21 protein-coding genes and 1 pseudogene are annotated in these 21,100 nt (G+C 69.5%); 12 read left to right on the top strand and 10 right to left on the bottom strand.

Going from position 1 to position 21,100, the window contains the following annotated elements; genetic code table 11:
- Together hisS and OCQ_RS16555 are read left to right on the top strand one after the other, a co-directional pair.
- Positions 1-1,263: a histidine--tRNA ligase gene (gene hisS, locus OCQ_RS16560; protein WP_008258300.1), complete on the top strand. Its 1,263-nt coding sequence runs from the start codon at positions 1-3 to the stop codon at positions 1,261-1,263.
- A gap of 54 nt (positions 1,264-1,317) precedes the next feature.
- Positions 1,318-2,826 carry an HNH endonuclease signature motif containing protein gene (locus OCQ_RS16555; RefSeq protein ID WP_014385297.1) on the top strand — a complete coding sequence of 503 codons (1,509 nt, stop codon included), beginning with the start codon at positions 1,318-1,320 and terminating at the stop codon, positions 2,824-2,826.
- A gap of 28 nt (positions 2,827-2,854) precedes the next feature.
- Here OCQ_RS16555 and OCQ_RS16550 read toward each other — a convergent pair whose 3' ends face one another.
- The 3 genes from OCQ_RS16550 to OCQ_RS16540 all read right to left on the bottom strand — a co-directional run bounded on the left by OCQ_RS16550 (position 2,855) and on the right by OCQ_RS16540 (position 3,967).
- On the bottom strand, positions 2,855-3,079 hold the full coding sequence (locus OCQ_RS16550) for a hypothetical protein (RefSeq protein WP_008258295.1): 225 nt from the start codon (positions 3,077-3,079) through the stop codon (positions 2,855-2,857).
- 23 nt (positions 3,080-3,102) lie between these two features.
- Positions 3,103-3,597, bottom strand: a complete 495-nt coding sequence (locus OCQ_RS16545; RefSeq protein ID WP_014385296.1) for an SRPBCC family protein — start codon at positions 3,595-3,597, stop codon at positions 3,103-3,105.
- Positions 3,598-3,667: 70 nt separating this feature from the next.
- Positions 3,668-3,967: a glycosyltransferase family protein gene (locus tag OCQ_RS16540; RefSeq protein WP_014385295.1), complete on the bottom strand. Its 300-nt coding sequence runs from the start codon at positions 3,965-3,967 to the stop codon at positions 3,668-3,670.
- Positions 3,968-4,108: 141 nt separating this feature from the next.
- Here OCQ_RS16540 and OCQ_RS16535 point away from each other — a divergent pair, with 141 nt between their 5' ends.
- The gene (locus tag OCQ_RS16535; protein WP_008258292.1) at positions 4,109-5,134 is read left to right on the top strand and encodes an Rv2578c family radical SAM protein; all 1,026 of its coding nucleotides are present in this window, start codon (positions 4,109-4,111) and stop codon (positions 5,132-5,134) included.
- 1 nt (position 5,135) lies between these two features.
- Here OCQ_RS16535 and OCQ_RS16530 read toward each other — a convergent pair whose 3' ends face one another.
- A complete protein-coding gene (locus tag OCQ_RS16530) occupies positions 5,136-6,734 on the bottom strand; it encodes a purple acid phosphatase family protein (protein WP_176476842.1) in 1,599 nt (532 codons plus the stop codon).
- An 83-nt stretch (positions 6,735-6,817) separates the two neighbouring features.
- On the opposite strand from OCQ_RS16530, the gene OCQ_RS16525 reads away from it, so the two are divergent.
- Positions 6,818-7,261 (top strand): hypothetical protein, encoded by a 444-nt coding sequence (locus OCQ_RS16525; RefSeq protein ID WP_008258290.1) that lies wholly within the window; start codon positions 6,818-6,820, stop codon positions 7,259-7,261.
- Here OCQ_RS16525 and OCQ_RS16520 read toward each other — a convergent pair.
- Positions 7,236-7,760, bottom strand: coding sequence for a helix-turn-helix domain-containing protein (locus OCQ_RS16520; RefSeq protein ID WP_008258289.1), 525 nt, complete (start codon positions 7,758-7,760; stop codon positions 7,236-7,238). The genes OCQ_RS16525 and OCQ_RS16520 overlap by 26 nt on opposite strands.
- A gap of 71 nt (positions 7,761-7,831) precedes the next feature.
- On the opposite strand from OCQ_RS16520, the gene OCQ_RS16515 reads away from it, so the two are divergent.
- On the top strand, positions 7,832-8,629 hold the full coding sequence (locus OCQ_RS16515) for an aldolase (RefSeq protein WP_008258286.1): 798 nt from the start codon (positions 7,832-7,834) through the stop codon (positions 8,627-8,629).
- 36 nt (positions 8,630-8,665) lie between these two features.
- Positions 8,666-9,547: a dihydrodipicolinate synthase family protein gene (locus OCQ_RS16510; protein ID WP_009957662.1), complete on the top strand. Its 882-nt coding sequence runs from the start codon at positions 8,666-8,668 to the stop codon at positions 9,545-9,547.
- Positions 9,548-9,614: 67 nt separating this feature from the next.
- Here OCQ_RS16510 and ypfJ read toward each other — a convergent pair whose 3' ends face one another.
- From ypfJ to OCQ_RS16495, 3 genes are read right to left on the bottom strand one after another with little or no spacing between them, the layout of a single operon-like run.
- Positions 9,615-10,493, bottom strand: a complete 879-nt coding sequence (gene ypfJ / locus OCQ_RS16505; protein ID WP_008258283.1) for a KPN_02809 family neutral zinc metallopeptidase — start codon at positions 10,491-10,493, stop codon at positions 9,615-9,617.
- A 9-nt stretch (positions 10,494-10,502) separates the two neighbouring features.
- Positions 10,503-11,000 carry an SRPBCC family protein gene (locus tag OCQ_RS16500; RefSeq protein WP_008258281.1) on the bottom strand — a complete coding sequence of 166 codons (498 nt, stop codon included), beginning with the start codon at positions 10,998-11,000 and terminating at the stop codon, positions 10,503-10,505.
- A gap of 9 nt (positions 11,001-11,009) precedes the next feature.
- Positions 11,010-11,897 carry an oxidoreductase gene (locus OCQ_RS16495; protein ID WP_179300178.1) on the bottom strand — a complete coding sequence of 296 codons (888 nt, stop codon included), beginning with the start codon at positions 11,895-11,897 and terminating at the stop codon, positions 11,010-11,012.
- Between the two features lie 62 nt (positions 11,898-11,959).
- Between OCQ_RS16495 and aspS the strand changes: the two genes are divergently transcribed.
- The 3 genes and pseudogenes from aspS to OCQ_RS16480 all read left to right on the top strand — a co-directional run bounded on the left by aspS (position 11,960) and on the right by OCQ_RS16480 (position 15,237).
- Entirely contained in the window at positions 11,960-13,735 is a 1,776-nt protein-coding gene (gene aspS / locus OCQ_RS16490; RefSeq protein ID WP_014385293.1) for an aspartate--tRNA ligase, read from the top strand.
- Positions 13,732-14,166 carry a nitroreductase family deazaflavin-dependent oxidoreductase gene (locus tag OCQ_RS16485; RefSeq protein WP_014385292.1) on the top strand — a complete coding sequence of 145 codons (435 nt, stop codon included), beginning with the start codon at positions 13,732-13,734 and terminating at the stop codon, positions 14,164-14,166. The genes aspS and OCQ_RS16485 overlap by 4 nt, the downstream gene beginning before the upstream one ends.
- 3 nt (positions 14,167-14,169) lie before the next feature.
- A pseudogene (locus tag OCQ_RS16480) lies at positions 14,170-15,237 on the top strand (FUSC family protein).
- 3 nt (positions 15,238-15,240) lie between these two features.
- Here the strand turns inward: OCQ_RS16480 and OCQ_RS16475 are convergent.
- A complete protein-coding gene (locus OCQ_RS16475) occupies positions 15,241-15,630 on the bottom strand; it encodes an MmcQ/YjbR family DNA-binding protein (RefSeq protein ID WP_008258269.1) in 390 nt (129 codons plus the stop codon).
- A 98-nt stretch (positions 15,631-15,728) separates the two neighbouring features.
- Between OCQ_RS16475 and OCQ_RS16470 the strand changes: the two genes are divergently transcribed.
- The 3 genes from OCQ_RS16470 to OCQ_RS16460 are packed head-to-tail and all read left to right on the top strand — an operon-like array spanning position 15,729 to position 18,405.
- Positions 15,729-16,670 (top strand): transglutaminase family protein, encoded by a 942-nt coding sequence (locus OCQ_RS16470; RefSeq protein WP_014380505.1) that lies wholly within the window; start codon positions 15,729-15,731, stop codon positions 16,668-16,670.
- A complete protein-coding gene (locus OCQ_RS16465) occupies positions 16,663-17,718 on the top strand; it encodes a zinc-binding metallopeptidase family protein (RefSeq protein WP_014385289.1) in 1,056 nt (351 codons plus the stop codon). The genes OCQ_RS16470 and OCQ_RS16465 overlap by 8 nt, the downstream gene beginning before the upstream one ends.
- Positions 17,719-17,733: 15 nt before the next feature.
- Positions 17,734-18,405 (top strand): DUF6629 family protein, encoded by a 672-nt coding sequence (locus OCQ_RS16460; RefSeq protein WP_008258266.1) that lies wholly within the window; start codon positions 17,734-17,736, stop codon positions 18,403-18,405.
- Here the strand turns inward: OCQ_RS16460 and OCQ_RS16455 are convergent.
- Entirely contained in the window at positions 18,402-21,053 is a 2,652-nt protein-coding gene (locus OCQ_RS16455) for a circularly permuted type 2 ATP-grasp protein (protein ID WP_014385288.1), read from the bottom strand. The genes OCQ_RS16460 and OCQ_RS16455 overlap by 4 nt on opposite strands.
- Between the last annotated feature and the right edge of the window lie 47 nt (positions 21,054-21,100).

Genomic DNA, 21,100 nt, shown 5'->3' with positions numbered 1-21,100 from the left:
GTGGCGGAATTTTCTGCGCCCAAGGGCGTGCCCGACTACGTCCCGCCGGACTCGGCCCAGTTCGTCGCGGTGCGCGACGGACTGCTCGGGGCCGCCCGCCGCGCCGGTTACGGCGATATCGAGCTGCCCATCTTCGAGGACACCGCGCTGTTCGCGCGCGGCGTGGGCGAGTCCACCGACGTGGTGTCCAAGGAGATGTACACGTTCGCCGACCGCGGCGATCGTTCGGTGACGCTGCGGCCCGAGGGGACCGCCGGCGTGGTCCGCGCCGTCATCGAACACGGATTGGACCGCGGCGCGTTGCCCGTCAAACTTTGTTACGCGGGACCGTTTTTCCGCTACGAACGCCCGCAGGCCGGCCGCTATCGCCAGCTGCAACAGGTCGGCGTGGAGGCGATCGGCGTCGACGACCCGGCCCTGGACGCCGAGGTCATCGCCGTGGCCGACGCGGGTTTTCGCTCCCTGGGGCTCGACGGCTTCCGGCTGGAGATCACCTCGCTCGGCGACGACAGCTGCCGACCGGCGTATCGAGAACTGTTGCAGGAGTTCCTGTTTGGGCTCTCGCTTGACGACGAGACGCGCCGGCGCGCCGAGATCAACCCGCTGCGCGTCCTCGACGACAAGCGACCCGAGGTGCGGGCCATGACGGCCGATGCGCCGGTGCTGCTCGACCACCTGTCCGATGCGGCCAAGCAGCACTTCGACACCGTCCTGGCGCATCTGGACGCGCTCGGGGTGCCCTACGTCATCAACCCGCGCATGGTGCGCGGGCTGGACTACTACACCAAGACCACGTTCGAGTTCGTGCACGACGGGCTGGGCGCGCAGTCGGGCATCGGCGGCGGGGGCCGCTACGACGGCCTGATGCGCGAGCTCGGCGGACAAGACCTGTCCGGCATCGGATTTGGGCTCGGCGTGGACCGCACGCTGCTGGCGCTGCGGGCCGAGGGCAAGAGCGTGGGGACGGCGGCGCGCTGCGAGGTCTTCGGGGTGCCGTTGAGCGAGCAGGCCAAGCTGCGGCTGGCGGTGCTGGCCGGTCAACTGCGGTCCGCCGGGGTGCGCGTCGACCTGGCCTACGGCGACCGCGGGCTCAAGGGCGCGATGCGCGCGGCCGACCGGTCGGGCGCCCGGGTCGCCCTGGTGCTGGGCGACCGCGATATCGAGGCCGGCACGGTCGGGGTGAAGGACCTCGGGACGGGGGAGCAGTCGGCCGTCGCTTCGGAGACCGTTGTCGCCGACGTGCTTGCGCGGCTGGGCCGGTAGCCCGTTTCGGGCCTGGTAGGCGGTTTGTCGGTTGCCTGTGGCATAGTCGAACGTATGTTCGATGAGGTGCGGCGGCGTGCGGTGATCGCGGAGCTTGATGAGCTCGTTGAGCGTTGTCATCCGTCGTCGACGCGGGAGTCGGCGGCGTTGTTGGAGCACCTCGGGGTTGTGGCGCGGGTGGAGAATCGGGCGGCGGCGGCGCAGTTGGTGGCGATCGGGGAGTTGTTTGCCTATCGGCTCTCGCGCTGTGCGGAGAGCGAGGAGTGGGCGGTGGACACCGAGGCGGCGGTGGCCGCGGAGGTGGGCGCGCAGTTGCGGATCGGCCAGGGGTTGGCCGCGAGCCGGGTGCGCTACGCCCGGGCGATGCGGGAGCGGTTGCCGCTGGTGGGGGCGGTGTTTGGCGCCGGGGATATCGATTATCGGATGTTTCAGACGATCGTGTTCCGCACGGATCTGATTACCGACCTCGAGGTGTTGCGTTCGGTGGACGCGGTGTTGGCGGCCAATGTGGGCCGGTGGCCGTCGTTGAGTCAGGGCCGGTTGGCGGCCCAGGTCGACAAGGTCGTGGCCAAGGCTGATGTGGATGCGGTGCGGCGGCGCCAGGAGCGCGCGGCCGGCCGGCAGGTGTGGATGGCCGACATGGGCGATGGGCTGGCGCATCTGGAGGCCACCCTGTATGCCCCGGATGCCCACGCCCTGGATCGGCGCCTGGATGGGTTGGCGGCCACGGTGTGTGCGCATGACCCACGGACTCGGGAGCAGCGCCGCGCTGATGCATTGGGGGCGTTGGCCGCCGACGCCGATCGGCTGGGGTGTCGCTGCGGGCGCGCGGATTGCGCGGCCGGGGGGCGGGCCGCGGGCCCGGTGACTGTCCATGTGATCGGCGAACACGCGGTGCTGGAGGGTCGCGCATCCACCCCGGGTGCCGAGGTCGGCGCCGAGGGATTGATCCCCCCGGAGGTGCTCGCCGAGCTGGCGGCCTCGGCCACACTGGTGCCGTTGACCCATCCCGGCGACGCCGCCCCGGAGCCGGGGTATGTGCCCTCGCGGGCGCTGGCCGATTTTGTGCGGTGTCGGGATCTGACGTGTCGCTGGCCCGGCTGTGATCGCCCGGCCACCGCCTGCGATGTGGACCACACCATCCCCTACGCCGCCGGTGGCCCCACACACGCGTCGAACCTCAAGGCGCTGTGCCGTACGCATCATTTGGTGAAAACGTTTTGGGGCTGGCAGGAAAAGCAGCTGCCCGATGGCACGCTGATCTTCACCTCCCCGGCCGGGCACACCTATGTGACCACCCCGGGCAGCGCGCTGTTGTTTCCCAGCTTGTGCGCGGCCACCGGCGCGATCGCGGCCCCCGAAGCCGACCCACCCCCGAACCACTGCGCCCAGCGCACCGCGATGATGCCCCAACGCCGCCGCACCCGCACCCAAGACCGCGCCACCCGCATCGCCGCCGAACGCAAACACAACCGAACGGCTCGCCTGGCCGAAAGGCCCTCGTACGCCTGGTATTCCGAATCGACCCACGCCGTGGGGGACGGGGAGCCGCCGCCCTTCTAGCGCGCCGGCGCGGGCCGGCGCGGCCCGGTCATTTCTTGCTGGGAATGACGATCACCACGATCAGGGTGAGGATGGAGAAGAACAGTCCAAGGATTCCCCATCCCAGCGGATTGCGGCCCTTCATCATGGCGATGACGCCGCAGACTATTGCGGCGATGATGCTGCCGATCGCGACGAAAATCCCTTTGATGCCACGCAGAATGAAGCCGGCGGCGACGGGGTCCGAACTCGCCAGAACCATCGAATGCAACATGTCGGTCCCTCCTGCCGCCGGGCTTACAGCAATATTCCTCGCGGATAACCGCGGCGGACGGTGCGGTCGAGAATTCCCAGGGTCGCCCGCAGCGCGCCCTCGGACAGGATCGGGAAAATCTCGGCTTCCCGCCACTTGGGGTCGATGTCCGACCAGTCGTAGAACGAGGTGACCACGGTGGCCGAGGCGTCTTCGGCCGGCGCGAGCGCATAGCCGTACACATGGCCGATCGGTGGCTGGATCTGACCGAGCACCGTCCACGCGATCAGGCGGTCCTGCTCGAACTGCTTGATCTCGACGGTGACGTCGTACTTGCCCAGTTGCGGAAAGTCGTTCAACGACTCGCGATCCATGTGCACGACGAAGCGGTCACCGACGCCGCGCACCGGATCGCCGTCGGCGTCCTGGAGCATCCCGGACGAATCGATCGCCACGTGGCCCTGCGGGTCGCACAGCACGGCGAAGATGTCCGACGCCGGTGCGGCGATGGTGCGGGAAGTCTCGATGCGTTCGGTCATAACTCCTCGCGGCTGACGTCCAGGGCGACGATCCGCAGCTTAGCCCCGCGCGGTAGGCGGCAGAAGCGGGCTAATGCGGTGAGTTGACCAGATAACACTGCACGCGGCGAACGGCGTCGTCCCGGTTGACGCCCATGTTCACCAGCCTCTCAACCACTTCGGCGGCCGGCACACCCGAAATGATGTCGTGGTCGATCACATGGACGCTGGGGAACCACACGTCTGCACTCACGCCCGGCGGCGGGGGCTTCGTGTCGCCTCCGACGCATTGGGCATAACCGACGGCGCCGGTTTCCGCGCCGGCCGGCGACGCCCCCATCAGCACAACGACGGGAATGCCAACCGCCGCCGCGACATGGATCAAACGCATGCGTGCAACACCCCGCCTTCGGTTCGGTCACCCGAAAATAATCTGGTTTGCTACCACGCACAAGGCCGGGCTTCGGCGGCGCAGCGGGGCGGATGGGCCATGGCACTTGACTGTATCTCGAACTGATGTTCGAATAGCGGGATGCGGTGGGCAAGCCAGGCCGTCGCGGTCAACGGGAAACCGGTCGAGGACGGGGCGCTGCCGGGGCTGCAACGCATCGGCTTCGTCCGCAGCGTGCGCTCGCCGCAGTTCGACGGCATCACCTTTCACGAGGTGCTGTGCAAGTCCGCGCTGAACAAGGTGCCCAACGCGTCGGCCCTGCCGTTCCGCTATACGGTCAACGGCTACCGCGGCTGCTCGCACGCCTGCCGGTACTGCTTCGCCCGGCCCACCCACGAATACCTGGAGTTGGACTGCGGCAACGACTTTGACACCCAGGTCGTCGTCAAGACCAACGTGGCCGAGGTGCTGCGTCGCGAGCTGCGCAGGCCGTCGTGGCAGCGCGAGACCGTCGCCCTGGGCACCAACACCGATCCGTACCAGCGGGCCGAGGGGCGCTACGCGTTGATGCCCGGCATCATCGGCGCCCTGGCCGAATCGGGCACCCCGCTCTCGATCCTGACCAAGGGCACCCTGCTGCGCCGCGACCTGCCGCTGATCGCCGACGCCGCGGCGCAGGTCCCGGTGTCGGTCGCGGTGTCGCTGGCGGTCGGGGATGCCGAGCTGCACCGCGACGTCGAGCCCGGCACGCCCACGCCACAGGCGCGGCTCGGCCTGATCGGCGCGATCACCGCCGCCGGGCTGAACTGCCACGTGATGGTCGCGCCGGTGCTGCCGTATCTCACCGATTCCGCCGAGCATCTCGACGCGCTGCTCGGCCAGATCGCGGCCGCCGGCGCCGGCAGCGTGACGGTTTTCGGCCTGCACCTGCGCAGCTCGACCCGCGGATGGTTCATGTCGTGGCTGGCGCGCTCGCATCCCGAACTGGTCGGCCGCTATCGCGAGCTGTACCGGCGGGGCGCCTACCTGCCGCAGGGTTATCGCGACATGCTACGCGAGCGCGCCGCCCCGCTGATCGCCAAGTACCGGCTCGCCGGCGATCATCGCCCGTTCTCCCAAGCGGTTTCGGCCGAAACGCCGCAACCCGTTCAGGAGACGTTGTTTTGAGCTAGCTTTTGTCGCGGCGCGGCTTGGTCAGGGTGAATTCGTCGATCACGACCATGTCGCCCAGCGGGCCCCGCAACGCGTAATGCGTCGCCTTGATCGAGGTATTGCCGCCGGGGCGGCCCGGGTCGACGTCGAAAGCCGCGAAGCCGTAAGGGTTGTCGCGGTCGCGGAACGCCGACCACGGCGCGTCCTCGAGGACGTAGATCGGCGCCTTGCGCCGCAGCCCGGGGTCGAACGCCCCCACGCCGGTGACCACCCGGCACCGGGGTTCGGGAAAGAACATTGCGTTGCTCGGCGCCGAGGTGCCGCCGCCGCCGATGACCAGATGCACCGTGCCCCGGGTGGAGTCGATGAGATCGCTTCGGGTGTCGACGGGGATCGGCGTGCGGGTGTCGGTCCCCAGCGCGCCCCGCACGGGATGCGAGCGTTCGTAGTGGTGCTCGTGGCCGCACAACACCAGGTCCACCTGGTACTGGTCGAACAGCGGCAGCCATTCCTCCCGGATGCCCAGGTCGGCCCCGTTGGTCTTGTCGGCGGTGGAGATCGCCGTCTGGTGCATGCACACGACCACCCAGTCGATATTCGGGTCGCTCCGGGACGCGGCGAGTTCGCTTGCCAGCCAGCGCCTTTGCTCTCCGCCGGAGTAGCCGTGCACGTAGGAGTTGCCACCGTCCTGGTAGGCCACATCGTCGTTGGCCAGGCTGATCACCCGCACCGATCCGGCGGTGAACGAGTACCACAGGCCGCGGGTCTGGGGGCTGGACCCGGAATCGGGCACCGCGAAGTAGGTCTGATAAGCGCCGTAACCGATCGGCCCGTTGCCCAATTCGTTCTCGTGGTTGCCGGCCGCCGGCATCCAGGGCCGGTGGCGGGCCGAGCGGGTGTTGTTGTCGAACCAGTTCGACCAGGTCCGGATCCGGTTCTGGGCCAGGTTGGCGTAGCACAGGTCGCCGTTGACCAGGTTGAACAGCGGGCCGAGGCGCTCGATGGCGATGGTGGTGTCGGCGGCCGCCGGCGAGCCGATGTTGTCGGTCGCATAGCGGCCGTCGGGCATCTTGGCCAGAGCCGGCGTGGACTGGTCGCCGAAGCTGGTGAACCGCAAGGGCTTTCGGCCCGACGGCGCCGTTCGTACGGTGCCCTGTTCCGGTTCGGCTCCGTCGTGCACCGCGGCGTACACGTAGTCGGTGTCCGGGGTCAGGTCGGTCAGCCGGGCGTGGTTGACTCGAACTTCGGTGCCCGACTTGGCGTCCCGGTACGTGCGGGTCTCGGCGGCCACGGTGCGGCCGAAGCCGGATGTCGGCGTACCGAGCAGGACGCGCGGATTGCGGACGGCGTCGGTGGTGTGCCAGGACACCACCACCTCGGTGGCGGCGTCCCTGCCGAATTGCAGGTGCAGCCCGCCGATCGGTGGCGCGCCGTTGCGGTCGGACTGCAGCCAGGCCGCGGGCCCGCGGGGGCCGGCGGGCTGCGACCACAGCAGCGCGGCGCCGCCCACCCCGACGCCGCCGAGAACCGCGGAGGCCGCACTCGATGTGAGTAACCGGCGGCGGCTGATGCCGGCATGTTCCGAATCGTCGCTCACTCCTGCTTCATACCGCAGCCGCGCGACCTGAAGGTGAACGCCCCGCGTGGTAGAGGCCGTTTCCCGGATACGGCGGTAACGGATTCGGTAGCGTTTGAGATATGACGAACGTGCGAATAGCGACCACGGGGATCGCGGCGGCGACGTTTGCCGCGGCCGCTGCGATGATTGCGACGCCCGCCACCTCCCACGCGGATCCCGCCGGCCACCAGGTGACGTACACGATCACCGCCACCGGCAACCTGACCGGCAACGTCAGGTACATGAACAGCGATCCGCCCAGCCAGGCGGCCTTCAACTCGAACTCGTCGCAGTTCCTGAACACCGTGCAGACGGCGTTCACCGCCGGGCAGCCGCTCGTCTACAACGCCACCCTGGCCGACCCCAACCAGTGGGCGTTCGTCAACGCCAGCGGTGGATGCCACTGGCCGGACTGCGACTCGTCGAACATGCCGCAGATTCAGTGCCAGATCGCGGTGGACGGCCAGGTCGTGGTGACCCAGAGCGCCACCACCGGAGTCACCTGCTCGACGCGTCCCTGGTAGCCACGACGACGACCTCGGCGGGTTCGGCGCCGACGGCCCGGACCTGGTGGCCGATCGAGGCGTCGAAATAGGCGCTGTCGCCGGGCCCGAGGGTGAACGTCTGATCCCCGTAGTCGAGCTCGACGGTCCCGGCGTGCACGAACAGGAATTCCTGACCCGTGTGCTCGGGATGGGGGTCGTCGGCCGGCCTTTCGGTCGGGCGAACCACGAACGGCGACATCGACTTTCCCAGCACCGACGAGGCCAGCACCCGGTAGCGCTCACCCTCCGCACTGGCGGCCCGTTCGACGGTGATCTTCTCGTGGGCCGCCTCCTCGGAGAACAGCCGCCCGACGTCGACGTCCAGCGCCTTGGCGACCTTGAGGGCGACCGCGATCGACGGCGTGCTGCGCCGGCGTTCGATCTTGGACAGGTAGCTCTTGGTCAGCCCGGTCTGCTGGGCGAGGGCCTCGAGAGTGAGGCCGCGTTGCTTGCGGACCGCGCGCAGCAGTGCCGTCACCGGCCGCCCCTCTCATGACACAAGGTTTCCTATAGTGATACTATCGTGTCATATCGCCGAGGGAGCCCGTTATGGCCAGCACGTTCACCGATTCGAAATCCGACTTGATGCGCCGCGCGGCCGAGCAGTTGACGGCCCTTCAATCCAAGGACGCCGCCGATGCGCCGCTGACCACCCGCCAGAAGCTCGCCCTGACGTGCCGCGCCCTGTTCGACGCCGGGCACGATTCCGGGTTGGCCGGGCAGATCACCGCCCGCGCCGAGCGGGACGGCACCTACTACACCCAGCGGCTCGGTCTGGGCTTCGACGAGATCACCGACGCCAACCTGCTTTTGGTCGACGAGGACCTCAACGTCCTTGAGGGAGACGGAATCGCCAACCCCGCCAACCGCTTTCACAGCTGGATCTATCGCGCCCGCCCCGATGTGCAATGCATCGTGCACACGCACGCGTTCCACGTGGCCGCGCTGTCGATGCTGGAAGTTCCGCTGATCGTGTCCCACATGGACACCACGCCGCTCTACGGCGACTGCGCGTTCCTGGAGAAATGGCCCGGCGTGCCGGTCGGCAACGAGGAGGGGGAGATCATCTCCGCCGCGCTGGGGGACAAGAAGGCGGTCCTGCTGGCCCACCACGGCCACGTCATCGCCGGCGCCAGCGTCGAGGAGGCGTGCTCGTTGGGCATCCTCATCGAGCGCGCCGCGAAACTGCAGCTGGCCGCGATGGCCGCCGGCACCGTCAAAGAGCTACCCGAGGAGCTGGCCCGCGAGGCCCACGACTGGACACTGTCGCCGCAGCGCAGCCGCGCCAACTTCGCCTACTACGCCCGCCGGGCCCTGGCCCGGCACCCGGACGCGCTGACCAGCTAACCCGTTATCCGCCAACCGAATCCGAGGAGCCCGCCTGTGGCGCAAACGTCCGAGCCCAAGATCCACGGCATCATCGCCTACCCGGTAACGCCGTTCTCTGGGGACGGCATCGACACGAAACGCCTTGCGGCGCTGGTCGATCGGCTGGTGTCGGCCGGCGTTCATGCGATCGCACCGCTGGGCAGCACCGGCGAACTCGCCTATCTCGACGAACCCGAATTCGACACCGTGGTCGACACCACCATCGCCACCGTCGCGGGCCGGGTGCCGGTGGTGGTCGGTGTGTCGGATGTGACCACCGCCAAGACCATTCGGCGCGCCACCTACGCGCAGCAGGCCGGGGCCGACGCCGTGATGATCCTGCCGGTGTCCTACTGGAAGCTGACCGAGCGGGAGATCTTCCAGCACTACCGCAGCATCAGCGATGCCATCTCGATCCCGATCATGGCCTACAACAACCCGGCCACCAGCGGCGTCGACATGCCGCCCGAGTTGCTGGTGCGCATGTTCGAATCCATCGACAACGTGACCATGGTCAAGGAGTCCACCGGCGACCTGACCCGCATGCAGCGCATCGCCGAACTGTCCGGCAATCGGCTGCCCTTCTACAACGGCAGCAACCCGCTGGTGCTCGACGCGCTGAAGGCCGGGGCGTCCGGATGGTGCACGGCCGCACCGTGTTTGCGGCCGCAGCCCTGCATCGACCTCTACGAGGCGGTGCGCGCGAACGACCTCGACACGGCGCAGAAGCTCTATGACGACCTCAAGCCGCTGCTCACCTTCATCGTCGCGGGCGGGCTGGCCACCACCGTCAAGGCCGGCCTGGAGCTGCTCGACTTCCCGGTCGGGGATCCGCGCGCGCCACTGTTGCCGCTCGACGAGGCCGGCCGGGGCGAACTGAAAGGCCTACTGGCTTAGCCCGATTGGGCTAGCCCGATTGCCCTACTCCTCCTCACCCCGCTGCGCGGGCTGCATCGTCGTAGGGCTAACCCAAGTCGGGTGCGGAGAAGGTGTCGCACTGCTTCGGATCACCGGTCTGATAGCCGACGGTGAACCAATGCTGGCGCTGCTCGGCCGAGCCGTGGGTCCAGCTTTCGCGGTTGACGCGCCCGGTCGCCTGTTTCTGGATGCGGTCGTCGCCGACCGATGCGGCGGCCGATAGCGCGTCGCGAATGTCCTCGTCGGTCAACGGATTCAGGAACGGCGTGCCGTCCTTCTGGTTGACCGTCGCGGCGTAGTGCGCCCAGATGCCGGCGTAGCAGTCGGCCTGCAGCTCGGTGCGCACGCCGTTGCCGCCGGCGCCCTTGGCTCCCTGCTGGGCGCGGCCCAGGTCGCCCTGCAGCTGCTGCACGTGATGACCGTATTCGTGGGCGACGACGTATTCCTGCGCGAAAGCGCCGTTGCTGGAATGCAGCTGCTTGACGAGCACATCCTGAAAGAAGCTGGTGTCGAAGTACGCCGTCTGGTCGGCCGGGCAGTAGAACGGCCCGACGTCGGTGGTGGCCGGGCCGCAACCGGTGCTCACCTGGTCGCTGAACAGGCGCACATGGGGGCGGGTGTAACCCGGCATCAGCTGATGCCACACCGCGTCCACCGAATTGCCTGTGGCGACCACGCGGCATTGCACGTACTTGTTGGCGTCGGCGCCGGTCTTGCACTGGCTCAGGTCGAAACCGGGCGCGGAATAGCCGCCGGTGTTGGTCTGCGGCTGGTTCATCACGCGACCGGGGTCGACGCCCAAAAACAGCGCCCCGAGCAGGATGATCAGCCCGAGGCCGCCGCCCCCGACGGCCATCCCCATCCCGCCACCGCCGGACGACGATGCTGCGCTGGTGTCGATCTGCATGCCCTCGTTGAAGGTCATGACACGCTCCTAAGGTTGCCGGGTCGCAAGGGAGTCGGTGTAGCTACGCAGGTTGCGCAGGTATCGGCGCAGGGCCAGGTTCAGCAGCGGCCCGACCACGACCATCGCCAGCTTCGCCGGGCCGGCCGGCTTCTGGGCCATGGTCCACGTCAGCCGGCAGCCGCCCGGGATGGCCTCGACGCGGTAGTCCTCGGCGAAGGCCGCCACGGACTTGGTCGAGCATTCATTGAAACGAAAAGCCATGTGCGTGAAGGGTTCCCACGCGAGGAATTCCTCGTTGCCGACGATGCCGCCGCGCATCTCCACGACGCGGGTGGTGCCGACGCCGCGGGGCTCGGGGCTGGTCCAGGTCACCTTCGTGATCACCTTCGCCCAGCGCGGCCAGGATGCCGCGTCGGAGAGCACCTCGAACAGCTGCTCGGGGGTGATGGCCAGGTCGACGCTGTTGCGGAACGCAAATGGCGCCGATTCGATGAAGTTCACGTCGACGCGCTCGCAGGGGAACATGAAATTAATCTAGCCGGGCCCGTCGCTCGCCGCGGCCAACAACGGCACCACGACGTCGCTGATCGGTGTGGCCAGGCCGTGGGCCCGGGCTTTGCGGATGATCACGCCGTTGCGGACGTCCCATTCCATCGGCCGGTGGTTTTCCGCGTCCGTCAGGATCGACGTGCCCATGTCCTCTGGGGCGTTGCGGAACAGGTCGGTCAGCTCGTCGGCGATGCCGTCGGGAAGCCGGGCGCCCTCGGCCCGCGCGACGGCCAGGCATTCGGCGAGGTAGCGGCGCGACAGCGCGGCCACGTCGTCGCGGCGAAACATCCCCGACCGCCGGCGCGACAGCGCCATGAACCCGGCCAGCGCGTTGGTGAGTAGCTTGCGCCAGCCCGCGGTGATGATGTCGGGGTCGCAGTCCACCCGGCAGCCGGCGCCGCGCAGCAGTTCGGCGACCGTCTCCGCCGAGGGCCCGCTGGGCAGCACCAGGGCCGCCTCGCCGCGCAACCGCACCCAGCCGTCGGGCTGGGTTTCCGCGGAATACCAGACGATGCCGGGGATGACGGGGGATCGCGGGCAGTGCGGCTGCACCTGCTCGACCTGCTCCACACCGTTTTGCAGCACGACGACGATGGTGTGGACGTCGCAGAGCCGGGCCAGCCAGCCAGCCGCCTGGTCGTTCTGGGTGGCCTTGACGGCCAGCAGCACCACGTCGACCGGGCCGGAAACCTCGCCGGGATCGGTGTGCACCGGGCCGGGGACGACGATCGGGTCGGCGCCGTCGGGCCGCAGTTCGATGCTCTCGCGCGGGGTGCGGCCGCACACTACGACCGAATGTCCGGCCCGCGACAGCAGCGCGGCAACCGTCGTACCGACGGCGCCCGGACCGACGAGTGCGATGTTTGTGGCGATACGAGCGAAACTACACCGCCCCTTAGACTGATCTGTCGTCCAACGTAAAGGGGAGTGTTTTTGTGCTGCGCAGCCACGCCGCCGGGTCGCTGAGGAGTAGCGACGCCGGGCAGCAGGTGACGCTAGCGGGCTGGGTGGCCCGCCGCCGCGACCACGGCGGCGTCATCTTCATCGACCTGCGCGACGCCTCCGGGATCACCCAGGTGGTGTTCCGCGCCGAAGACGTGCTGGCCCAGGCGCACCGGCTGCGCGCCGAGTTCTGCGTCGCCGTCTCCGGCGTGGTCGAGATCCGCCCGGAGGGCAACGCCAACCCCGAGATCGCGACCGGTGAGATCGAGGTCAACGCGACCGCGCTGACCGTGCTGGGGGAGAGCGCGCCGCTGCCCTTCCAGCTCGACGAGCCCGCCGGCGAGGAACTGCGGCTGAAGTACCGCTACCTCGATCTGCGGCGCGACGGTCCGGCGGAGGCAATTCGGTTGCGCTCCAAGGTGAATGCGGCCGCGCGTGCGGTGCTGGCGCAGCACGATTTCGTCGAGATCGAAACGCCGACGATCACCCGCTCGACCCCCGAGGGCGCGCGCGACTTTTTGGTGCCGGCCCGGCTGCACCCCGGCTCGTTCTACGCCCTGCCGCAGAGCCCCCAGCTGTTCAAGCAGCTGCTGATGGTGGCCGGGATGGAGCGCTACTACCAGATCGCCCGCTGCTACCGCGACGAGGACTTCCGCGCCGACCGCCAGCCGGAGTTCACCCAGCTCGACATGGAGATGAGCTTCGTGGACGCCGAGGACATCCTCGCCATCTCCGAGGAGATCCTCTCGGCGCTGTGGGCGCTGATCGGGTACCAGATCCCGACGCCCATCCCGCGGATCAGCTACGCCGAGGCGATGCGCCGGTTCGGCTCCGACAAGCCCGACATGCGATTCGGACTCGAGCTCGTCGACTGCACAGAGTTCTTCAAAGACACCACATTTCGCGTCTTCCAGGCACCCTACGTCGGTGCGGTGGTGATGCCGGGCGGCGCGTCGCAGCCCCGCCGGACGCTGGACGGCTGGCAGGAATGGGCCAAGCAGCGCGGCCACCGCGGGCTGGCCTACGTGCTGATCGCCGACGACGGCACGCTGGGCGGCCCGGTCGCCAAGAACCTGTCCGACGCCGAGCGCGGCGGCCTGGCCGCGCACGTGGGGGCCGAGCCGGGGGACTGTGTCTTCTTCTCGGCGGGCCCGCCGAAGCCGTCGCGGGCCCTGCTGGGGGCGGCGCGCGGTGAGATCGCGCACCGGCTGGGCATGATCGATCCGGACGCCTGGGCGTTCGTCTGGGTGGTCGACCCGCCGCTGTTCGAACCCGCCGACGACGCGACCGCGGCAGGCGACGTGGCCGTCGGCTCCGGGGCGTGGACCGCCGTGCATCACGCGTTCACCTCGCCGAAGCCCGGGCATGAGGACGCGATCGACACCGATCCGGGCAACGTGCTCGCCGACGCCTACGACATCGTCTGCAACGGCAACGAGATCGGCGGCGGCTCGATCCGTATCCACCGCCGCGACATCCAGGAGCGGGTGTTCGCGGTGATGGGACTGGACCACGCCGAGGCCGAGGAGAAGTTCGGATTCCTGTTGGAGGCGTTCACCTTTGGCGCGCCCCCGCACGGCGGGATCGCGTTCGGCTGGGACCGGATCAACGCCCTGCTGTCGGGGGTCGACTCCATCCGCGAGGTGATCGCGTTCCCGAAGACCGGCGGCGGCGTCGACCCGCTCACCGATGCGCCGGCGCCGATCACCGCCCAGCAGCGCAAGGAGTCCGGAATAGACGCCAAGCCCGAAAAGGTTGACCGGGCATGACCGAACACCTGCCGGACACCGACACTATTAATGCCTTCAACCGGGCCATCGTCGACGAATTCCGCGCCAACGGCGGCAAGGTCGGCGGCCAGTTCGAGGGCGCCAACCTGCTGCTGCTGCACACGACCGGCGCCAAGTCCGGCCAGCCCCGGGTGTCCCCCCTGGCGTACTTCGACATCGACGGCAAGCTCATCGTCATCGGCTCCTTCGCCGGGGCCCCGGTCAGCCCGGCCTGGGTGCACAATCTGCGGGCCAACCCGAGCGCCCGCGTCGAGGTCGGAACGGACGCGTTCGACGTGACCGCGCGCGAGCTGCCGACCGACGAGCGCGACGATCTCTTCGACAAGGTCACCGCCGCGGCGCCCGGGTTCGCCGAGTACCAGGCCAAGACCAGCAGGGTGATTCCGCTGTTCGAGTTAATCCGGACCTAGCCGGTGGGCGCTTCGCGGCCGGCGGTGCCCTCGAGGGTCCTCGCCGCCGCGCGCGCGGGCGGCAAGCGGTTGCGCGCGGTCTGGTTCAACCTGGTGCAGACGTCGGCGGCCGCGGGCGTGTCCTGGTACCTGACCCACGATGTCCTCGGTCACCCGCAACCGTTCTTCGCGCCGATCGCCGCCGCGGTGTAGTTGTCGACCAGCAACGTGCTCCGCGCACAGCGCGCCATCCAGATGATGATCGGGGTGACCCTCGGCATCGGGCTGGGCTCGGCGGTTCAGGGCCTGCTCGGGCCCGGCGCGGTGCCCATCGCGATCGCCGCGTTCATCGCGCTCGGCGCCGCGGTGTTCATCGGGGGCGGCTTCATCGGGCACGGGATGATGTTCGCGAACCAGACCATCGTGTCGGCGATCCTGGTGCTGGCCCTCTACCACGGCGGCGTCGGGCTGGAACGCATATTCGACGCGCTGATCGGCGGCGCGGTGGCCATCGTCTTCGCCGTGCTGCTGTTTCCCGCCGACCCGCTGGCACTGCTGCGCGGCGCGCGCGTCGGCGTGCTGGCGGTGCTGCACGACGTCTTGGCGCGCGCCGCCGACGTCGCCGCCGGGCGCAAAGCCGCCGCGCCCGACTGGCCGCTGACGGCCGTCGACCGGGTGCACGAACAGCTCAGCGGCCTGCTCGAGGCGCGCACCACCGCCCGCCACGTCGTCGCCATCGCCCCGCGCCGATGGGGCCTGCGCGACGCCGTGCACGCCGCCGATCACCAGGCCGTGCACGTGGCCCTGCTGGCCGGCTCGGTGCTGCAGCTGGCCCGCGCCGTCGCCCCCGCCCCCGACGTCGGCCCCGAGCCCCCGGCCCCGCACGTGCACACGGTGCTGGTCGTGCTCGCCGCCGCGACCGCACTCGCCGACCGCGACGCCGCCGGCGCCTGCGCATACACGGCGTCGGCCCGCCATCACGCGTCGCAGTTGCCGTCGGGCGCCGGCGCGAAAACCCAGGCGATCCTCGCCGACGCCGTCGGCGCCTGCATCGACGACCTGCAACGGGTCATCGACCTCCGGCCCGTGTGAGCCTCACCGCGAGTCGGCCAAGAACTCCTGCACCAACTTCCGCGGCGCCTGCGTCAGCCACGCCTCGGTGATCAGCTCCTGGAGGTCGCGCACCGAGATCTCGGCCAGGTTGACCAGCACGGCGGGGTAGCCGTCGAAATGCGGAGTGGTGAAGTAGGTTTGCGGCTCGTCGTCGATCAGCGCGAACTTGACTCCCTCGTCGGACACCCGAACGCCGAGGATGTCGCCGCGCGGCGGCTCCGGGCCGTTGCGGGCCAGGGCCTCGCGTTCCGAGGGCCGCAGCGGCCGCTCCCAGGCCAGCAATTTCTTGCCGACCCGCCAGTCGTGCGGCGACGGCTCGGAGGTGAGGGCCAGCTCGCCGACGATGCGGGCGACCTCGTCCCAGGTGGCCACTCCTCGATTGTGCTCCCGTTTCCGGCCCGTTGCCGTCATATCGGCAAACCGCCGCCGCCGGCAGTCCGTAGCGGCCCGGTGTGTGATGTGATCAGCCTGTGTCTGAAGCAGACGCCGGGTCCGCCCGCCGGCATCGAGTCACCCACCGCACCGAATACCGCTACTCCGACGTCGTGACCAGCTCGTACGGCCGCGGGTTTTTGACCCCGCGCGACTCGCTGCGGCAACGCCGCGTCGCCCATCGGCTGATCATCGAGCCCGCCCCCGCCGACAGCTCCACCAGCACGGACACCTACGGGAACATCAGCTCCTACTTCCACGTGACCGAGCCGCACAGCGTCTTGAAGGTGGTCAGCGATTCGGTCGTCGACGTCTATCCGCCGGCGCCGGGCCTGTACGCCGCCGGGGCGGCCGTGCAGCCGTGGGAGGACGCCCGGCCGGCGGGACGGATCGGGGCGCTGGCCGCCGAGTTCACCCTGGACCTGGATCCGCCCGAGATCACCGACGAGGTCCGCGAGTACGCGGCGCCCAGCTTCACGCCCGGACGCCCGCTGATCGAGGTGCTGCGGGATCTGGCGTCCCGGATCTTCACCGACTTCACCTACCGGTCGGGGTCGACGACGATTTCGACCGGCGTCGCCGAGGTTCTGGCGGCCCGGGAGGGGGTATGTCAAGACTTTGCCAGGCTGGCGATCGCCTGCCTGCGCGCCAACGGTTTGGCGGCCAGTTACGTGTCCGGCTACCTGGCCACCGACCCGCCGCCCGGAAAGGATCGGATGATCGGCATCGACGCCACGCACGCCTGGGCCGCGGTGTGGACTCCGCAGGACCCCGGCCAATTCGAGTGGCTGGGGCTCGATCCCACCAACGACCAGATGATCGACGAGCGCTACATCGTGGTGGGCCGCGGCCGCGACTACGCGGATGTCCCGCCGCTGCGCGGCATCATCTACACCGACTCCGAGCACAGCGTGATCGACGTCGCCGTCGACGTGGTGCCCTATTCAGACCCCATCGAAGGCGACTTCTCGCATGCGTGACTTCACCTGCCCCAACTGTGGCCAGCGCCTGACGTTCGAGAACTCGACGTGCCTGAATTGCGGTAGCGCGCTGGGCTTTTCGCTCGAACAGATGGCGTTGCTGGTGATCTCCGACGGCGAGGCCACCGAGCACGTCGGCGTCGTGCCCGCCAGCGAGTACCAGCTGTGCGCGAATCTTCAGGTAGCCGAATGCAATTGGCTGGTGCCGGTCAACACCCCGCGATTGTTGTGCGCGTCGTGCGCGCTGACCGCCGAGCGGCCCAACGACGCCGACGCGGTCGGCCTGGCCGAGTTCGCCCGGGCCGAGGCGGCCAAACGACGGCTGATCGCCGAGCTGCACGAGCTGAAGCTGCCGATCGTCGGGCGGGACAAGGATCCCGACTACGGGCTGGCCTTCCGGCTGCTGTCCAGCGCACACGAAAACGTGATGACCGGGCACCAGAACGGGGTCATCACAATCGATTTGGCCGAGGGTGACGACGTGCACCGCGAGCAGCTGCGGGTCGAGATGGACGAACCGTACCGGACCCTGCTGGGCCACTTCCGCCACGAGATCGGGCATTACTACTACTACCGGTTGATCGCCCCGTACCGCGACCGCCTGGAGCGGTTCAACGAGCTCTTCGGCGACCCCGACGCCGACTACCAGGCGGCGCTCGACCGCCACTACAGCGAGGGCGCGCCCGACGGCTGGCAGGACCACTTCGTGTCGTCCTACGCCACCATGCATGCGAGCGAGGACTGGGCCGAGACGTTCGCCCACTACCTGCACATCCGGGACGCGCTGGACACCTCGGCGTGGTGCGGGCTGGCGGCGGCGTCGGCCACCTTCGACCGCCCCGCGTTGGGGCCCAGCGCATTTCAGACGATCATCGACATGTGGCTGCCGTTGTCGTGGTCACTGAACATGGTGAACCGGTCGATGGGGCACGACGACCTGTACCCGTTCGTGTTGCCGGCCGCGGTGCTGGAGAAGATGAAGTTCATCCACACCGTCGTCGACGAGGCAACGTCGGAGTCCCGGGGACCCGCGTCCGTGGCGGGTTAGCCGATGTGCTTCTCGATGACGGCGGATCTGGTGGTGGGCGCCGCCCTCGTGCCCGTCGCCGTGGCGACCCTGCGCGAGGTGAAGCACTGGCGCGAAGTGCCCTTCGCCCTGCTGCCGACGGTGTTCTCGGTCCATCAGTTCATCGAGGCGGCGGTGTGGCCCAACGACGTCGTCTCCCCGGGGATGAAACACCTGGCGATGCTCGCCTACGTCTTCATCGCGCTGCCGCTGCTTCCCGCGCTGGTTCCGTGGGCGATCCTGGCGCTGGAACCGAGCGGCGCCCGGCTCCGGGTGGCGCCGTTTGCGGTGCTGGGCACCGTCGTGTCGGTCTATCTCGCCGTCGTCGTGCTCACCGACCCGGTCACGGTGACGATGGGTCCCCATGCGCTGCAGTACCAGACCGGCGTTCGGGGCGGCTACGTGTGGGCGGCGCTCTACGTCATCGCCGTCATCGGGCCCGCGGTGATGTCGGGCTATCGCTCCATCGTGGTGTTCGGGATAGCGAACCTGGTGGGGCTGAGCGTGGTTGCCGTCCTCTACGTGCACGCGTTCGCGTCGCTGTGGTGCATCTACGCCGCGACGCTCTCGGTCCTGGCGCTGGTGCACATGGTGCGGCGCCGGCGCCTGCCCGACCCGCACCGCTACCACGGCGTCGCCGCGGAGCGGGAGGCATCGCCGACCGGCTAGGCGGGCATCACCCGGCGCACGTCGGGACCCCAAAGTGGTTGCATCCCACCGGGTAAGGCCAGCTGCGTGGTGGTGATGACGTCGGCCAGGTTGCGCAGCTCGGCGTGGACCGCGCCGAGCAGGTCCGCCAACTCGGCGCGCCGCCCGTCGTCGCCGACCCGTTCCAGCGCCGCGGGATGGGATCGGCGCAGCAGGGTGCCTATCTCGTCCACCAGACGTTCCGGGCGCGACGACCCCGACGAGCCGGGCAGGTCCCCGAGATCGGTGCGCAGCCGGTCCAATTGGTACAGCAGCGATCTCGGGTTCTGCGCGTCGAACAGCATCAGCTCGACCATGGCGGAGACGCTGACCTTGCCCGCGGTGCGGCGCCGGTAGATGACCGAAGACTCGCACGCCACCAGGGTGGATTCGATGACGGTCTGTTCGGCGGCGGCCCCGCGCATCACGGTCAGCGTCGCCCGCAGCAACGCGGTCAGCCACAGGCCGCGTTCGATGCGCTTGCCGATGTCCATCATCGTCCAGCCCACGTCGCGCACCATGGACTCGGCGGCCACCCCCGACAGGGTCAGCATCCCGGCCAGGGTCTGGGCCTGCGCCCGGGTCAGCGCGGCGTCGGCCTCGGCGAGCGAGTCCGGCGGCTCGCTGTCGAGCGCCAGCGCGCGCTCCACCGCGGCCAGCACCATCCACGTGTCGTTGGACATCTGGTCGCGCACCGCGCGGGCGGCCAGCGCCAGGCCTTCCACTGACTGCACCAGGGAGCCGGGGCGGTGCGGGTCGACGGTGAGCGACCACAGCGTCGAGGGGGCGACGGCGATCATCTCGGCGTGGTCGCCGCCGCCGTCGGCCGCGGTGTCGGTTCCGGTGATGCGGCCCAGCGCGGCCATCAGCACCGGCACGCACTCGCTTTCCTCGCTGTGCTGGTGGTGCCGGTACACGTGGAACCTGTCGCGGGCGACGATGAGCAACCGCGCCATGCTTTCGGCGCGCTCGCCGTAGCGGCCGATCCAGAAGAGGTCGGACAACACGCGCGGGGAACTGACGGCCCAGGTGCCCGCGGCCGTCTTCGCCGGCGGTTCCACGCTCGGCGGGCTGACCGCCTCGGCCCGCGCCCGCTCGGTGGGCCGGATCCAGACATCCTTTGCCGCAACGGTTTTCAACGCGTAGGCGGCGTCCCCGGGCGCCAGCACGTAGCCGATGCCGCCGATCATCGGCGCGTAACCGCCCCGCTGGGCGACGGTGAACAAGCGGATGCCGACGCCCGCCGAGGACAACGCTCCGGCGTGATCGGTGGGTGCTGACGAGAACTGCGGCAGCTCCTGGCCGACCCACTGCCACGGCGCCGCCTCGACCTGGGCCGCCAACCGCGCCAGCTGCGGCGACGACAGCGCCGGTCCGACAAGGGTTTTCGCGCCGACCGTCGACCTCACCAGCAGGGACCCCAGGTTCGCCAGCAAGTGCGAACGCTCGGAGGCGATGCCGCCCCAGTAGGCCGGCGGGCTGGGCAGCAGCAGGGTCTCCGACAGCAGGTGCTCGGCCATGGCGGGCAGGAAACGCTGCAGCCCAGGGTTTTCCAGGACCCCGCTGCCCAGCGTGTTGACGACGGTCACCGTGCCGCGGTGTTGTGCCTCCACCAGACCGGCCACCCCGAGGCGCGAATCGGCGCGCAGATCCAGCGGGTCCGTGTAGTCGGCGTCGACCCGGCGCAGTACCACGTCGACGCGCTTCAGGGTGCCCAGCGAGCGCATCCACAACATGCCCTCGCGCACCACCAGGTCCGCGCTCTCGACCAGGGGGAAGCCCAGCAGGGTGGCCAGATAGGCCTGATCGAAAGCGGTTTCGGAGTAGATGCCCGGGGACAGGACCACCACCACCGGGTCCTGGGCATCGTCGGGTGCCGCGTCGATCAGCGCCAGCCGCAGCGCCTGGGCGAACGGCGTGGTCGGCCGCGGCGCGATGCGTTCGTAGAGGTCGGGAACCGCGTGCGCGACCACGCGCCGGTCGGCCAGCGCGTAGCCGGCCCCCGAGGGCGCCTGGGTCCGGTCGCCGTTGACGACGAAGGCGCCGTCGGGACGCCGGCTGACGTCACAGGCGTGCATGAAAAGCTGATGGCGGCCGGGTATCTCGATGCCGTTGGCGGCACGCACGTAGCCGGGGTGGGCGAACAGCAGCTCAGGCGGCAGGACACCGTCGGTGAGCAGGCTGCGCGGCCCGTACAGGTCGGCGAGCACGGCGTCGAGCACCCGGGACCGCTGCAGCAGCCCCGCCTCGAGCACCTCCCAGTCGGCCGCGGACAGCACGAGCGGCAGCGTGTCCAGCTGCCAGGGCCTCGGCTCCTGGCCACGGCCGCCGGGCGCGACGTCGGTGTAGGTGATGCCGTCGTTGTCGATCAGCCCGCGCACCACCGAGCGCAGCCGGTCCAGCCCCGCGCGGCCGCGCTCCGCGATCGCGTCGGCCACCTCGGCCCACGCCGGGCGCACGTTGCCGTCGGGGTCGACGAATTCGTCGTAGCCGCTCGCCGGGCCGCGCCGCAGATCGAAGAGCGCTTGCTGAGCGCGGGCGGCCCGGTAGGCGGCCAGCAACCGGTCCGCGTCGTAGCGGCCGCCGGCCGGGGCCGCACCGGTGCCGAATGTCATGTCCGCAAACGCCATTACTGCTGCACGGTACGCACGCGGCGCAAGCCTCCGATGCCCGGCGC

The organism is Mycobacterium paraintracellulare, from assembly GCF_000276825.1.
In the GTDB taxonomy this organism is placed as follows: domain Bacteria; phylum Actinomycetota; class Actinomycetes; order Mycobacteriales; family Mycobacteriaceae; genus Mycobacterium; species Mycobacterium intracellulare.
This window is presented reverse-complemented; position numbering and strand designations above follow the sequence as displayed.

What these genes read in the sequence shown, in the direction of transcription:
- OCQ_RS16555 (WP_014385297.1), top strand. Translation starts at nt 1,318, where the DNA reads ATGTTCGATGAGGTGCGGCGGCGTGCGGTGATCGCGGAGCTTGATGAG.
- OCQ_RS16550 (WP_008258295.1), bottom strand. Translation starts at nt 3,079, where the DNA reads ATGTTGCATTCGATGGTTCTGGCGAGTTCGGACCCCGTCGCCGCCGGC.
- OCQ_RS16545 (WP_014385296.1), bottom strand. Translation starts at nt 3,597, where the DNA reads ATGACCGAACGCATCGAGACTTCCCGCACCATCGCCGCACCGGCGTCG.
- OCQ_RS16540 (WP_014385295.1), bottom strand. Translation starts at nt 3,967, where the DNA reads ATGCGTTTGATCCATGTCGCGGCGGCGGTTGGCATTCCCGTCGTTGTG.
- OCQ_RS16535 (WP_008258292.1), top strand. Translation starts at nt 4,109, where the DNA reads ATGCGGTGGGCAAGCCAGGCCGTCGCGGTCAACGGGAAACCGGTCGAG.
- OCQ_RS16525 (WP_008258290.1), top strand. Translation starts at nt 6,818, where the DNA reads ATGACGAACGTGCGAATAGCGACCACGGGGATCGCGGCGGCGACGTTT.
- OCQ_RS16515 (WP_008258286.1), top strand. Translation starts at nt 7,832, where the DNA reads ATGGCCAGCACGTTCACCGATTCGAAATCCGACTTGATGCGCCGCGCG.
- ypfJ (WP_008258283.1), bottom strand. Translation starts at nt 10,493, where the DNA reads ATGACCTTCAACGAGGGCATGCAGATCGACACCAGCGCAGCATCGTCG.
- OCQ_RS16500 (WP_008258281.1), bottom strand. Translation starts at nt 11,000, where the DNA reads ATGTTCCCCTGCGAGCGCGTCGACGTGAACTTCATCGAATCGGCGCCA.
- OCQ_RS16485 (WP_014385292.1), top strand. Translation starts at nt 13,732, where the DNA reads ATGACCGAACACCTGCCGGACACCGACACTATTAATGCCTTCAACCGG.
- OCQ_RS16465 (WP_014385289.1), top strand. Translation starts at nt 16,663, where the DNA reads ATGCGTGACTTCACCTGCCCCAACTGTGGCCAGCGCCTGACGTTCGAG.
- OCQ_RS16460 (WP_008258266.1), top strand. Translation starts at nt 17,734, where the DNA reads ATGACGGCGGATCTGGTGGTGGGCGCCGCCCTCGTGCCCGTCGCCGTG.
- OCQ_RS16455 (WP_014385288.1), bottom strand. Translation starts at nt 21,053, where the DNA reads ATGGCGTTTGCGGACATGACATTCGGCACCGGTGCGGCCCCGGCCGGC.